Annotated in this window: 11 protein-coding genes; 8 read left to right on the top strand and 3 right to left on the bottom strand. The window is 46.3% G+C overall.

The window, feature by feature from the left end; translation table 11 throughout:
- Positions 1 to 94: 94 nt before the first annotated feature.
- The gene (gene ald, locus NLX74_RS16990; protein WP_250267598.1) at positions 95 to 1,225 is read right to left on the bottom strand and encodes an alanine dehydrogenase; all 1,131 of its coding nucleotides are present in this window, start codon (positions 1,223 to 1,225) and stop codon (positions 95 to 97) included.
- Between the two features lie 245 nt (positions 1,226 to 1,470).
- On the opposite strand from ald, the gene NLX74_RS16985 reads away from it, so the two are divergent.
- From NLX74_RS16985 to NLX74_RS16955, 7 genes are all read left to right on the top strand, one after another.
- Complete coding sequence (locus NLX74_RS16985) at positions 1,471 to 3,135, top strand: PucR family transcriptional regulator (protein ID WP_254329385.1); 1,665 nt, start codon at positions 1,471 to 1,473, stop codon at positions 3,133 to 3,135.
- A gap of 101 nt (positions 3,136 to 3,236) precedes the next feature.
- Positions 3,237 to 4,760 carry a copper amine oxidase N-terminal domain-containing protein gene (locus tag NLX74_RS16980; protein WP_254329384.1) on the top strand — a complete coding sequence of 508 codons (1,524 nt, stop codon included), beginning with the start codon at positions 3,237 to 3,239 and terminating at the stop codon, positions 4,758 to 4,760.
- Between the two features lie 189 nt (positions 4,761 to 4,949).
- Positions 4,950 to 6,260 carry a galactokinase gene (locus NLX74_RS16975; RefSeq protein ID WP_254329383.1) on the top strand — a complete coding sequence of 437 codons (1,311 nt, stop codon included), beginning with the start codon at positions 4,950 to 4,952 and terminating at the stop codon, positions 6,258 to 6,260.
- 116 nt (positions 6,261 to 6,376) lie between these two features.
- Positions 6,377 to 7,294, top strand: a complete 918-nt coding sequence (locus NLX74_RS16970; RefSeq protein WP_209950039.1) for a PD-(D/E)XK nuclease family protein — start codon at positions 6,377 to 6,379, stop codon at positions 7,292 to 7,294.
- Between the two features lie 167 nt (positions 7,295 to 7,461).
- Positions 7,462 to 8,121 carry an SGNH/GDSL hydrolase family protein gene (locus NLX74_RS16965; protein ID WP_254329382.1) on the top strand — a complete coding sequence of 220 codons (660 nt, stop codon included), beginning with the start codon at positions 7,462 to 7,464 and terminating at the stop codon, positions 8,119 to 8,121.
- 141 nt (positions 8,122 to 8,262) lie between these two features.
- On the top strand, positions 8,263 to 9,603 hold the full coding sequence (locus NLX74_RS16960) for a hemolysin family protein (protein WP_165176570.1): 1,341 nt from the start codon (positions 8,263 to 8,265) through the stop codon (positions 9,601 to 9,603).
- A 263-nt stretch (positions 9,604 to 9,866) separates the two neighbouring features.
- Positions 9,867 to 11,138: a methyl-accepting chemotaxis protein gene (locus NLX74_RS16955; protein WP_061831071.1), complete on the top strand. Its 1,272-nt coding sequence runs from the start codon at positions 9,867 to 9,869 to the stop codon at positions 11,136 to 11,138.
- Positions 11,139 to 11,231: 93 nt separating this feature from the next.
- On the opposite strand, the gene NLX74_RS16950 is transcribed toward NLX74_RS16955, so the two are convergent.
- The gene (locus NLX74_RS16950) at positions 11,232 to 11,444 is read right to left on the bottom strand and encodes a hypothetical protein (RefSeq protein ID WP_025723740.1); all 213 of its coding nucleotides are present in this window, start codon (positions 11,442 to 11,444) and stop codon (positions 11,232 to 11,234) included.
- A gap of 140 nt (positions 11,445 to 11,584) precedes the next feature.
- Between NLX74_RS16950 and NLX74_RS16945 the strand changes: the two genes are divergently transcribed.
- The gene (locus NLX74_RS16945) at positions 11,585 to 12,367 is read left to right on the top strand and encodes a YwaF family protein (protein WP_254329381.1); all 783 of its coding nucleotides are present in this window, start codon (positions 11,585 to 11,587) and stop codon (positions 12,365 to 12,367) included.
- A gap of 112 nt (positions 12,368 to 12,479) precedes the next feature.
- Here the strand turns inward: NLX74_RS16945 and NLX74_RS16940 are convergent, their stop codons facing one another.
- Positions 12,480 to 13,271, bottom strand: a complete 792-nt coding sequence (locus tag NLX74_RS16940) for an SDR family oxidoreductase (protein ID WP_254329380.1) — start codon at positions 13,269 to 13,271, stop codon at positions 12,480 to 12,482.
- Between the last annotated feature and the right edge of the window lie 185 nt (positions 13,272 to 13,456).

Raw genomic sequence — 13,456 nt, 5'->3', positions numbered from 1 at the left:
TGCAGTAAGTACGGTGGATACAGCTAGCACAAAAAGAACCACACGCTTCAGTCCCTGCTGGGAAGAGCGTGTGGTTCTTTGAGCTGTTTCTATTCTATTGTAAGGCTTTTGCCTGCCATGCCTGTTCTACGGGAACATAAGGATATCCCAGATCACGTGCGACCGCTTCATAGGTAATATGTCCGTTCAGGACATTGGTGCCGCTAAGCAGTGGCTTGCTTCTGCGAAGCGCCTCCTGCACACCCAAATCTGCGAGCTGGAGAGCAAAGGGGAGCGTCGCGTTCGTCAGAGCGAGCGTCGAGGTTTGCGGTACTGCGCCCGGCATGTTTGCTACCGCATAGTGAATGACGCCATGCTTCACATAGGTAGGCTGATCGTGTGTGGTGATGTGGTCAATCGTCTCGACTATGCCGCCCTGATCGATGGCCACATCCACAATCACAGAGCCGGGCTGCATCGTCTGTACCATGGCTTCCGTTACGAGCCGCGGAGCTTTGGCACCAGTGATCAGGACAGCACCGATCAGCAAATCACTTTGCGCCACGGCTTCAGCAATGTTGGACGGGGTGGACACCAGCGTATGGAGCTGATTGCCAAAAATATCGTCCAGTTGGCGCAGTCTTTGCAGGCTCAGGTCGATCAGTGTCACATCTGCCCCAAGACCGATGGCGACCTTGGCAGCATTGGTACCGACCACCCCTCCGCCAATAATGGTCACTTTACCGCGTTTTACCCCCGGCACACCTGCCAGCAGAATGCCTTTGCCACCCTTTGGTTTTTCCAGCAGTTGTGCTCCAATTTGTACAGCCATTCGACCGGCAACCTCACTCATCGGAGTAAGCAGCGGGAGGCTGCCTTCAACATCTAGCGTCTCATAGGAAATGGCGGTTACGCCGTTATCTGTTAAAGCGCGGGCCAGCGCTGGCTCGGCAGCCAAATGTAGATAGGTGAATAAAATCAATCCTGGTCGAAAATATCCGTATTCAGAGGAGAGCGGCTCTTTTACCTTGATAATCAGATCCGCCTGGGACCACACGTCCGCAGCTTGCTGCACAAGAGTCGCACCCGCAGTGGCATATTCTCCATCCGTAAAGCCGCTTTCAACACCTGCATGGCTTTCCACAAATACGTGATGTCCGTGTTGAATCAATTGAGCTGCACCTGCTGGCGTTAGAGCGACACGATTTTCATTGTTTTTAATCTCTTTCGGAACCCCAATTTTCATTTCATTCACCTCTCCTAAAAATAATTGTTAAGAAAATTACACTATCATTTTTGCGCAGCCCTGCCGATTAGTTACATGGACTCAAGCCGATAAATGCAATTCATGTTAGATTAGGTACAGTTTACAAGGGGTGAAGCTCCTTGACATCATACATTTTGTCGGATTATCTGACTTAAAGGCTCGACTTTTTGATGAATATATGTCATATAAAATGACATAAAGACATATACATAAGGAGAATGCCGATGAACGGTAAAAAAACATTTACCATTGCGGATGTGCTGGAACGTCCTGTTTTCCGGCGGGCGAAGCTGGCGGCGGGGGAACAGGGCGTACATCGCCTTGTGGGTTGGGTCCATGTGCTAGAAATCACAAATGTTTCTCCGTTTGTGAGCCGTCATGACTTGATTTTGACGACCGGCCTGTGGCTCACCCGGAAGGGGGAAGAGCGTGCCGAGTATATGGAGCAACTGATCCGCTCGGAAGCCGCAGGATTGTGTGTGGAGCTGGGCACGAGCATTCATGAAATCCCCTCTGAAATTCTGGAGTTGGCGGAACGACATCACTTCCCGGTCATCGTATTTGAGCAGCCAGTACGTTTTGTTGAAATTACACAAGATATTCATTCCCTACTTATTAACCGACATCATGAACTTCTAAAAGATCTGGAGCGATTTTCACGTCAGCTTCAGCAGGAAACCCTGCGCAGCACTGATATGAACGCCCTCTTGCGTGTGCTTCATGACTATGCAGCCCGGCAGGTCATCTACATGTCTTCCATTGAAACCAATCGATTCGTACCTTCCGTCCAGCCGGATCTAGCGGACCGTATTGCAGATTTTTATGCCAATGAAGTGGAATCTAGTATGACCGCCGATCGGGAGGGGCATCTGCTGTTTCACCTAAATGAATCCACTGCCGTCTTGTTCCAGCCCGTTGTATGCTTCGGTCAGGTGTTTTCCGCAGTAGGTTTGGTACTGCATAGTGAAATGCCGACGGAAGAAATGTCGCTGCTACTCGATTACACTGCCAAGGCAGCCGCTACATTGGTGCTGAGAACACAGTTTCTTGAAGACCGATTGCTGCGTAATCAAAATGAATTGATTCAGGATGTGCTGAGCGGACAGCTTCCCAGTGAAGAACAGGCTCAGACCCGGATGGGCCTGCGATTGTTATCGAAGGGGCAGTATTTATTTTGGGCAGGGGTCATTGAGGTAGAACACCAGGACAAGGATGCCAGTCAGGTACGCAAGGAATCCATCAATCAGGATGTGCTAGTGCTGCTTCGTTCATTGTTGAAAAAAGAAACGTTGCACAACCTGCTGATGATGAAGGGAAGTCAATGCTACATCCTTTGTGCCAAGGAGGAATTAACACTGCGTTCCGCAGCGCAAATGAAAAAAGTGCTTGCCCATACTGTTCAATATATTCAGAACTATGCCGCAGGACAGCTTGATAAGGTGCGCATTCATGCAGGCTTTGGTAAGGTAAGGCATCGCATGACGGGGACGGATCGCAGTTTTGAAGAGGCATATGAGGTCATTGAAGTGACACGAAGCGTCCCAGTCATGAAGGATCGGTTATTTTACGACAGCATCGGAATCTATCAATTGTTGAAGGCGGTGCCCCGCATTCCTTTTCTACAAGAGTTCGTAGAGGACCATTTGGGCGAGCTGATTGCGCATGATCGTGAGCACCATATGCAGCTTTTGGATACACTGGATGCCTATTTTCAATCCCATGGCTCCAAGCGTGATACCGCCGGAATTTTGTACATTCACAGACAGACCCTTTATAATCGGCTGGATAAAATTAATGAAATCATAGAGGGAAATCTGGCAGACCCTGACAAACGTCGTTGCCTGGAAATGGCACTACTGGCTTACCGGATGCTTCAGGCTGAAAATTGATTCTAAATAACTAGTTCTATTTTCCATTCTACTCATTTACAATGCGTGTTAACACTGAGATAATAGAAGAGATTACGGAAATATCTTGAAAGGGGATTAATATGAATATAAAAAAATGGATCGCCGTCCCTCTTATTCTGTTAATGGTAGCTTTGACAGGTTGCCAGGCAGTAGGTGGATTTGATGTAAGTAAAAGTTTATTGGGAACACTTGATGTGAAATCCCAGCAGACAACGGAGAAAATCTCTCTTAAATTGACTCCAAAAGAAGGAATCACGCAAGGAGATAAGGAAATCGTAGATTTGATTAATTCGATTTCCGTCACTGTGGATGAAGCCAAAGTACAATCGGAGGAACTTGCTTCTGCCAAAGGTACATTGCACATCGATAAGTATAATTTGCCGTTTGAACTTGCTTTAGACCGCCAAGGTTTGGCTATTCAACTGGAAGGTGCCAAAAAACCTTATTACATATCTTTGAACTCGCAAGAGAGTTTGAGCGGTCTGCCTGCTGGATTTGATCCATATGTATATTCCAAAGACGTGAGAGAACTGACGAAAACAGCCGCTGCACTTATGCTCAAGCATGCGCCTAACCCTTCTACCATTTCTGCAACGTCTGTAACCGAGGAAGTATACGGTGAGAAAGACAAAGTGAAACTGACCCATCTGCATGCTGAACTTCGTGGTGATGAGCTGGTAACATTGGTAAAACCGTTCCTGGCGAATCTGGCCAAGGACGAAGCAGGCTTGAAAGAGCTGATCGGGCAAGCCATTGATATGACTAAAACGATTGCTTCCGGTATGAATATTGAAGGTAGTGATAAAGTAACAGCGGAACTGAGTGCTAACAAAGAAAAAATGGTCAATGAGGCTTATACCGAAGTTAAAAAGTATTTGGATCTGGCCGTTGATCAGTATGATGTAGGCGTTAGCACCATGTATGCACAGTCCCCTGAAATCAAAACGGTTCTGAGTGCTAACACGGTTCTGAAAAGCGACATGTATTTTGATGAAAAAGGAAATGTTCGCAAAGCGGCGACAGACCTGACGGTTGCTTTGCCAGATGTGGACGGTCTTCCGGTGAAGTCCTTCACAATTCTGACCGAAACTCAATCATGGAACGTCAATGGTAGTGTGACGGCTGATAAAGTGGATATTTCTAACGGTGTTATTGACTTGAATAAACAAGCTGAATTAACTCCGGGAGCGACGCTGCGCAATTTTGAAGCGAATTCTCCGATCTACAACATTTTAAAAAATGATTTGGAAATTACAAAAGTAGAAACAACTTTCGATCCTAAAGACGATTACTACGTCTTGGAGAATCGTGGTGGTACTGCCTTTATTCCATTGCGTGAACTGACGAGCGAACTGAGCTCCGAGTTAAAATGGGATGCAGCTGCCAAACAGACTACTGTAATTGATGATATTACAGGTAAGACGATTAAGCTGAAAAGTGGCTCCAAACAGGCTGTATTGGAAGGAAGCACATTGACGCTGCCACAAGCTCCATATACGGATGAATATGGTACATTGTATGTTCCTTTCAAACCAGTTGCCGAGGCGCTTGGCGCCACAGTAACTCGTAATAATGATGGGGAATATGTACTGAAACGCGACTAAAAAGAAATTCAAGGAACCGGCCCAATTAGGGGCTGGTTCTTTTTTTGTTATATTGGTAAAATGCTCAGTAAAGCGATTAAAATAAGCGCTTACAAATTTTAAAAGTGCCATACTTTCATACAGGGAAAATTGAGATAATGATAGTATCATTCCAGCATAGGAAAACACATACAATTAGGGGGATATACGATGAAAGATATGGAACTATTGAATTCCAGAGAGGGACAAATGGTGCTTGCCCGAATGTACGGTCAACAGCAAATCTCTGAGCAAACGACTCGATATGAATCCCTTATACAGGCGTATCGGGAGCATTTTGGTGTAGGGGATATTGAACTGTTTAGTGCTCCGGGGCGCTGCGAAATTGGTGGAAATCATACAGACCACAATCACGGGAAGGTGCTGGCAGGCAGTATTACACTCGATACCATCGCTGCAGCTTCTAAAGTGGAGGAGTCTGTAATTACATTCTTTTCTGAAGGCTACAAGACGAAGTACGTCATCGATTTAACTGACTTGTCGCCAAAACCGGAGGATGACAGTACGATGCTGCTGATCCGTGGCATTGCCGCTGGTCTACTTGAATTCGGATACCGTATCGGGGGATTCCAAGCTTATATATCAAGCAATGTGTTCTCTGCTTCAGGTTTAAGCTCTTCCGCTTCTTTTGAAATGTTGATATGTACGATATTAAATCATTTTTATAACGAGGGAGCGTTAGATGCTGTTGCTAAATCCAAAATTGGTCAGTATGCGGAAAATGGCTATTGGAACAAGCCGTCGGGGCTGCTCGATCAGATGGCTTGCGCGTATGGCGGCTTGATTTCCATTGACTTTGAAAATCCCAAGGAACCGATCATAAATCCTGTTCATTGGAATTTTGAACAAAACGGATATTCCCTCGTTATTGTAAATACAGGTGGAAATCATGCTGATTTAACGGACGATTATGCGGCGGTGCCCAACGAAATGTTTGCAGTGGCTCAGTCTTTAGACGCTTCGGTTTGCCGTGACTTATTGCCGGAGGATCTATATGCCAACCTTAAAATGGTCAGGGAAAAAGCAGGAGACCGTGCAGTACTGCGGGCGTTGCATTTTTTTGAAGAAAATAGACGTGTGGATGAACAGGTGAAATCACTGGAGGAGGGGCGCTTTACTGATTTCATGAGGCTCGTTACCGAATCTGGTAATTCCTCATGGAAATGGCTCCAAAACGTATATAGAAGTGGGATTGCGCGGGAACAAGACGTATCGGTTGCACTGGCTTTAACCGAAATGTATTTAAAGTCAATTGATAACAGCGCATGCAGAGTACATGGTGGTGGCTTTGCTGGTGTCATCTTGACGATTCTTCCGAATGATCATGTGGATGATTATAAGGAGTGGATCAGCGGCATGCTAGAAACTCCGGTACTTGTTGTCAACGTCCGTGAGGACGGTGCTGTTAATGTTAGTGATTTGATACATGTTGAACGGACTCATTGCGAGTCTACAAACTAGTCAGTCAGTAGAAGACTTTAACCCATGGGTTAAAGTCTTCGTCCTTTTTATCGCCGATACAGCTTGGGTTTGCGTTATAATAAAGAGATGATAGTTTTAATGAAGGAGGGCCTGTCATGGCTATATACCCGTCCTGGTCCTATTCGCAATCGAGGGCTCAAACGTTCGATGAATGCTTACGCAAATACTATTATCATTATTACGGCTCGCATAATGGCTGGAATTCGGCACAGGGCACTGAAGAGCAAGTTACGTTGTATCGGCTCAAGCAACTGAGCAACTTATATATTTTATTCGGGAATATTACGCATCAAATGTGTGAATCAGTCATACGTGGATGGATGGAAAAAGGGGCTATCCCGCGCACAGCATACCTCGAGACAGCTATGAAGAACATGTTGAATAACAGTTACAAGGAATCGCTACACCGTGAGCTATGGCTACAAGATCCGAAAAATCGCGTCATGCTGGCGGAGGTTTATTACGACGACGAGGTGCTTCCGGAACGGATCGCCCTTATTAAGGAGCGACAGCACGCGGTGATACACAATTTGTACCGTACTGCGGTTTGGCGTGAACTGCAACAGGGAAAGGCCCGAATTGTAGAAGTGGAGAAGTGGGATACGATGCTCCTTCATGAGACGAAAGTGTATGTCAAAATGGATTTGCTCTATCGTAGAGACAATGGAGACATGGTCATCGTGGATTGGAAAACAGGCAAGGAAGGCGATTTTTCCGACCAACTTTTTTTGTATGCTTCCTATGTGCAGGAGCACTATCAGCTTCCTTTGGAGAAGATTGAGGTACGTGTGGAGTATTTGATGACAGGAGAGCATGAGGTATATCGTCCCGCGCAAGAGGATATCGACAAAGTGGTTGGTAATGTCGGACGATACATCGATGAAATGAAATCCTGTCTCGATGATGATTATTATAATCGCCCCAAGCCCGAGTCTTTCTTCACTCCGATGCCTTCACGCAGAGCGTGCGGAGGCTGTAATTTTCGTGAGGTGTGTAAGTACCGAGCGGTGTGAAATGACTTGATTGCCTTTGCCCCCGGATTCCTACCCTAATTAAGCTAGTGAATCCGGCTATATGGCAAATCTATAATTCTTCTATATTTTGAAACCGCTTTATAATTTAGAAGATGCGAGGTATGATAAGGGTATTACTGGAAAATGTGAAGGGGGAAGTTAGGAAGATGACGAGTACAGAACATGCACGTATTCTTTTTCAGGGAGATTCTATAACAGACGGAGGAAGGGGACGAAATGAGGACGCGAACCATTGGCTGGGTCAGAGCTATGTGTATCTGATCGCAGGTGCATTGGGGAGCCGTTTGACTACTACGCAGCCAGAATTTGTGAACCGGGGAATTTCGGGGGATCGAGTTTCGGATTTGTATGCACGCTGGAATGAGGACATGTTTAGCCTGAAGCCAGACCTGCTCAGTATTCTAATCGGAGTGAACGATGCCTGGCGGATCGTCGAGCAGGAGCCGTCCGGGGTGACGGACCGATTTGAACGAGCCTATCGCCACCTTCTGGAAGAAACGCGTGAAGTGATGCCCGATATCGGGCTGGTGTTGTGTGAACCGTTTATTTTGAAAACGGGAGCTACCGAGGCGCGATGGGACATTTGGCAAGAAAAAATAACGGGGTACCAGCGTATTGTACGTCAGCTTGCGGACGAATTTGGGGCCGTATTTGTGCCGCTCCAGAGCATGTTGAACGAAGCAGCTACCCAGACGGACGCCTCCTATTGGCTGCATGATGGGGTTCATCCGACAGCGGTTGGGCATCAGTTGATAGCTGATCAATGGATAGATATCGTGCAAAAGAGTCCGCTGGCGATTCGCTAACAGGGTCATACATAGTCTACTCCTTGTCATTTTTGGGTAATACACGATTATGGACATCATTACTTATGTTATGGTTCCATCCAAAAATGAATGTCAAAGGGGGTGCTTCTTGCTTCGTCATGAACGGAGCAAGAGAGGGCTATGGAAACGATAAATATCATTCTGGTTATTTTACTTATCGCATTAACTGCGTTTTTTGTGGCCTCGGAGTATTCCATTATTCGTGTGCGGGTATCTCGCATCAATCAATTGGCCTCTGAAGGCAACAAAAATGCGAAAGCCGTTAAAAACATTCTGTCTCGACTGGACGAGTATTTATCTGCTTGTCAGCTCGGAACCACATTAACCTCAATGGCGCTAGGCTGGCTAGGGGAATCAACTGTTGAACATCTGCTACACCCCCTGTTTGTATTGGCTCATATTCCAGCAGGCCTGACGGGAGTGCTCTCCTTTTTGCTGGCTTTTTTGATCTTGACCTATTTCGAGGTGGTCATTGGGGAGCTGGTACCGAAAACATTCGCCATACAGATTGCTGAACCCATGGCATTGTTTTTTGCCCGTCCGATCACGATATTTTATAAAATGACCTATCCCCTGAATTGGGTGCTCAGTCGTTCATCGCGTGTCATTACGGGTCTATTCGGGCTCAAAAAGGTATCTGAAGAAGATGCAGCACTCAGTGAAGCTGAGCTTCGTTTGGCGTTATCTGAAGGCTTTCGTAGTGGTGAAATTACACCGACAGAATATCGATATCTGAACAATGTATTTGATTTTGACGACCGTGCGGCGCAGGAAATTATGGTACCGCGCATCCATATCCGTTCCATCTCCCACCAGGCAACAGTGGCCGAGTTTATGGAGCTGATCGAGGATAAAGTTTATAATTTTCTACCTGTAGCTGAACATGGCGACCGGGATCGTATTATCGGAATGATTCGCGTCAAGGAAGCCCTGCATGATTTGGCACGTGGGCACAGCACAGGGAATACGACGATGGCTTCTTATATTCACCCGGTGCTTCAGGTTATCGAGACGGTTCAGGCTCGGGATCTGCTGATTCAGATGCAAAAACGACGCATTCCAGTAGCGGTGCTGGTGGACGAATATGGTGGAACATCTGGACTTGTCACACTGGAGGACATTATGGAGGAAATTGTTGGAGACATTCCTTCCTATACCGACACCGAAACCCCCGCAGCGTTAACTCCACTCATTACAAAAACAGATGATCATCGTTACATACTCAAGTCACAGGCGCTCATTCATGAGGTCAATCGGCGCTTGGAGACGGATATTGAGGCCGGAGACGTATATACGATTGGCGGATGGATGCTTTCAGAGCGTTTTGATATCCAGCAAGGAGAAAAGCTGACCATTGGTGTATGGGAATTTACTGTACTGGAAAAAAACAGTCACCAAATAGACACAATTGAAGCGATTAAGAAAGCAGTCGTTGACCAGAAAAATGACAATGATTTTTAATAATGGAAATTGACTTTGTCGGTAACAGCTCGCTTAAGATGTGACGAATGGCCTGTAAAGCTTGTGACAGCGCGATTCGTCCGTTTTAAGATGCAAGCTGCTACCTGGTAACATATTGTTTTTTTGTAATTAGGATAGGGGACTTAAGACTCTGTATCTTTATGCTCATAAATATATCTGTCTGTGAAAAATTCTACTAGAAATGTAGCAATTTTATGGTAAAATGGAATCAAATTTGAGTTTTTTGGGGTGGGCTACAGTACATGAAGATGTCACTAGGTACGAAAATGGTTACTGCATTTGTCTCAATTTCTGCAATAACCTATGGAACAAGCGCTTTTTTTATTTTTGTACTCAAGGACTGGCTTGCTCAAGGTACACAAGAATGGGTGTACACTTCGATCATTCTGTTATTGGGTGTCCTGTGGAGTGGCATTTTGGGCTGGTTGATCTCAAAATTACTCACACGGCCAATTGTTAGGTTGGCAAAGGCGGCAGAGGAAGCTTCGGCGGGGAATCTGTCTGTTGTAATTCCTGAACGTCGTTCGGAGGATGAAATCAAAGTTCTGTATGATGCATTTCGGCATATGATGCTGAACATTAAAGATATGTTCAATGAGATCTCGTACAGCACCAGAACAACATCGCAAAGTGCGGAAAATCTGAGCTTGGCTATTGTGCAGGCTACCACGCAAATTGAGTCCATGTCTTCGGTGGTAGAAGATATTTTGAATGGCGTGGAGCAGCAAAAGCAAGCATCTGCCCAATCTATTAAAACAGCAGACCGAATGCTGGGCGATTTTAAAATGATGCGTAGCAAATCGGGGCATATGCTGGAACTGTCAGGCCATATGGAGCATTCAGTAGATTCGACGCAGACTGTATTTTCATCCCTGATGGATGGAATGGGAGAACTGACAGCATCACATGGTCGTTCGCAGCAGGTAATTGCACGACTGGAAAAAGAAGCTTCCCAAATTGAAGCGATTACAAGCACCGTGAAGGATATTGCTGAACAGACCCATCTGCTGGCGTTGAATGCTTCCATAGAAGCGGCGCGTGCGGGAGAAGAAGGGAACGGGTTTGCGGTAGTGGCTCACCAAATTCGCGCACTTGCCGCCCAAAGTACGGAGTCTGTGCAGCAAATAAATGCCATCGTTAGCCGTGTCCAGTCACAAATCGTAGAGACAGTGCAGTTGATGCATCAGCAAACGTCATTGGTCAGTGCTGAGGCGGAACGGACAAGCTCTGTGGATCAGACGCTGAACCGTTTGAACGCTATTGTACGTGAATTTGTCGAGAGCATCCGATTAATGGAAGAAGCCGTGACGGAGCAGACGAATCGGGTAGATCAAACCTTTGAGCAGATCCATCGTATTCAGCAAATGTCAGGGGCCTTCTCTGAAGGAGCTCATAAAATTTATAAGGCTGCTCATGAGGAGACAGCAATTATGCAGGAAATTTCGTCTTCTTCCGAGGATTTGAAAGTGCTTACGAATAAACTCATGATGAAAACACGTGGAATGCAACTATAACAGAAACCATCATGTGAGGCATGATATATACAAACAAAATATAGCCGCTATACACCGGAAAACGCAGCAAAATGGTTCCCCGGTGTGTAGTGGCTATTTTTTAATTTCAAAAAACTCACATTGTTTTCTGGGGTGGTAAGCCAGATCACTGACGCTGGATTGCACGACAATGGTTTGATCGTCAAAACGGATTATGATTCCGCCAGAGCCAATCAATTGGTCATCCTGAAATACCCGGACACGCAGATGACGTTCCAGTGCCTCGCTGAAATCCTGATCTGTAATTAATCGGCGATTAATGGCCATGAGGGTTCTCCTTTGAATATAATATCTTTTATCATAAAGGTAAGGTATGGAACAAGCAAGAAACACGGCTAGAACATAATCGGCTATTGGGTATAAAATAGAATGCAACGAAGAGAGAAAGAGATCAAAGGGGGCTAGCTATGGATAGGTCGTGGTCAGGGCCTTGGTTCGACGCCAACGCGCCAGAAGGGTTCGAGGCTTTTACTCCGTCACATGGGTTGGCTATATTGGGACTCATTGTATGCGCTTTGATGCTGTGGCTGACTCGGGGATGGATTCGGTCGAACAAGCCTATAAGCGAGGGAATTCGCTGGTTGTTAATTACAGTCCTCATTCTGTCAGAGGTGACTCTGAATATTTGGTATGTGATGCAGCATATTTGGGATGTCCAGACCTCACTGCCATTAGAACTGTGCAGTGTGACACTGCTGCTGTCTATCCTAATGCTCATTTTTCGAAGCCGATCGTTATATCCAATCATCCTTTTTGCCGGAATTGGAGGGGCGCTTCAAGCCGTACTCACGCCTAATTTGGCATACGCATTTCCGCATTATCGTTTTATCCATTTTTTCATAGCTCATAGTGCTATTATTCTGGCAGCCTTGTATATGACCTGGATAGAAGGACTCCGACCGACGTGGAAAAGTGTGGGAGGAGTGATGCTTTTTCTGAATGGCCTGGCGCTGATAGTGTGGATCGTAGACGATGCTCTCGGAGCTAACTACATGTTTCTGGCCGGAAAGCCGTCAACACCGTCGATATTAGATTTTTTAGGGCCATATCCTCTGTATATTGTGGCAGAAGAGGCCATTGCGCTCCTATTCTTTTCTCTTCTGATGCTGTTGTTCGAGGTGCTTCCGGGAGGCAGGCTGTATGTCCGCTCGCGTAAAGGAGCTGTGCATAGTGCTGACAGGTCGACATAAAGTCGTTGTAAAGCCATACAAAAGCAGCCTATTCCACAAGTATATGACTAGGGATAAGGCTGCTAAGAATGCCTAAACAGTAGTATGGGTATAACGTTCCCCATTCTAATACTTAACGCAGTAGTGATTCTGCTCCGTCTACATAAATTTCTGTACCCGATACATGAGATGACTCGTCTGAGGCGAGAAAAAGGACCAGATTGGCAACCTGCTCTGGCTCACCAGGGGCATCCTCTAGCGGATGCTCTCCGCCTTTCGGAAATTCGACTGGAATTTGTACCTTCTTCAAGTCTTCCGAAGGGTACGTGTTATCGTCAATTTGCGTGTCGATAGCTCCCGGGCATATCGCGTTGACCCGAATTTTGTAACGTGCCAGCTCCAGCGCTGCCATTTTCATAAAAGCAACCTGAGCTGCCTTGGTGGAGGCGTAGGCTGAGAATCCAATGCCCGAAAAGGTTCGATTACCGTTGATGGAGCTGGTAATGATAATGCTGCCACCGCGTTCTTTCAGGTAAGGGACGGCATATTTAACGGTAGCAAAGGTGCCGCGAAGGTTAATGTTCATCGTGCGGTCCCATTCCTCCAGTTCCAGTGTCTCGATAGGGGCCATGGTGCCGTTAATGCCTGCATTGGCGAACACGATATCCAGCTTTCCGTACGTTTCCACGACTTTAGCGAACCCCTGCTGAATCATATCCGGCTTGGATATATCACATTCCAGTACAAGCGCCTCGCCGCCAGTTTGCTCGATGATTGCTTTGGTCTCCTCTGCATGCTTGGGTGTCCGATCCAGCATGACCACCTTGGCGCCTTGTTCTGCAAAACGGATCGCGGTCGCCTTGCCAATTCCTGAACCTCCACCACTGACCACTGCTATCTTTCCTTGCAATCTCTGCTCTGCCATTGACTATTCCTCCCATTCCGTTCATAAACTAAACCTGACTCGTTATTCCATACCTCTGGACGTTGATGGTGAAACAGTCACAGCTGGATTTTATCCCATTTGCGAAATATGGTAACATAGGCGAACCAGCAGGAACTTGTAGCAAAAATATATAGCAGGAACAAGTATGGAGAAGACCGAGTGAC

The organism is Paenibacillus sp. MZ03-122A, assembly GCF_024213325.1.
Classification (GTDB): domain Bacteria; phylum Bacillota; class Bacilli; order Paenibacillales; family Paenibacillaceae; genus Paenibacillus; species Paenibacillus polymyxa_B.
This window is presented reverse-complemented; position numbering and strand designations above follow the sequence as displayed.

What these genes read in the sequence shown, in the direction of transcription:
- ald (WP_250267598.1), bottom strand. Translation starts at nt 1,225, where the DNA reads ATGAAAATTGGGGTTCCGAAAGAGATTAAAAACAATGAAAATCGTGTC.
- NLX74_RS16985 (WP_254329385.1), top strand. Translation starts at nt 1,471, where the DNA reads ATGAACGGTAAAAAAACATTTACCATTGCGGATGTGCTGGAACGTCCT.
- NLX74_RS16980 (WP_254329384.1), top strand. Translation starts at nt 3,237, where the DNA reads ATGAATATAAAAAAATGGATCGCCGTCCCTCTTATTCTGTTAATGGTA.
- NLX74_RS16975 (WP_254329383.1), top strand. Translation starts at nt 4,950, where the DNA reads ATGAAAGATATGGAACTATTGAATTCCAGAGAGGGACAAATGGTGCTT.
- NLX74_RS16970 (WP_209950039.1), top strand. Translation starts at nt 6,377, where the DNA reads ATGGCTATATACCCGTCCTGGTCCTATTCGCAATCGAGGGCTCAAACG.
- NLX74_RS16965 (WP_254329382.1), top strand. Translation starts at nt 7,462, where the DNA reads ATGACGAGTACAGAACATGCACGTATTCTTTTTCAGGGAGATTCTATA.
- NLX74_RS16960 (WP_165176570.1), top strand. Translation starts at nt 8,263, where the DNA reads ATGGAAACGATAAATATCATTCTGGTTATTTTACTTATCGCATTAACT.
- NLX74_RS16955 (WP_061831071.1), top strand. Translation starts at nt 9,867, where the DNA reads ATGAAGATGTCACTAGGTACGAAAATGGTTACTGCATTTGTCTCAATT.
- NLX74_RS16950 (WP_025723740.1), bottom strand. Translation starts at nt 11,444, where the DNA reads ATGGCCATTAATCGCCGATTAATTACAGATCAGGATTTCAGCGAGGCA.
- NLX74_RS16945 (WP_254329381.1), top strand. Translation starts at nt 11,585, where the DNA reads ATGGATAGGTCGTGGTCAGGGCCTTGGTTCGACGCCAACGCGCCAGAA.
- NLX74_RS16940 (WP_254329380.1), bottom strand. Translation starts at nt 13,271, where the DNA reads ATGGCAGAGCAGAGATTGCAAGGAAAGATAGCAGTGGTCAGTGGTGGA.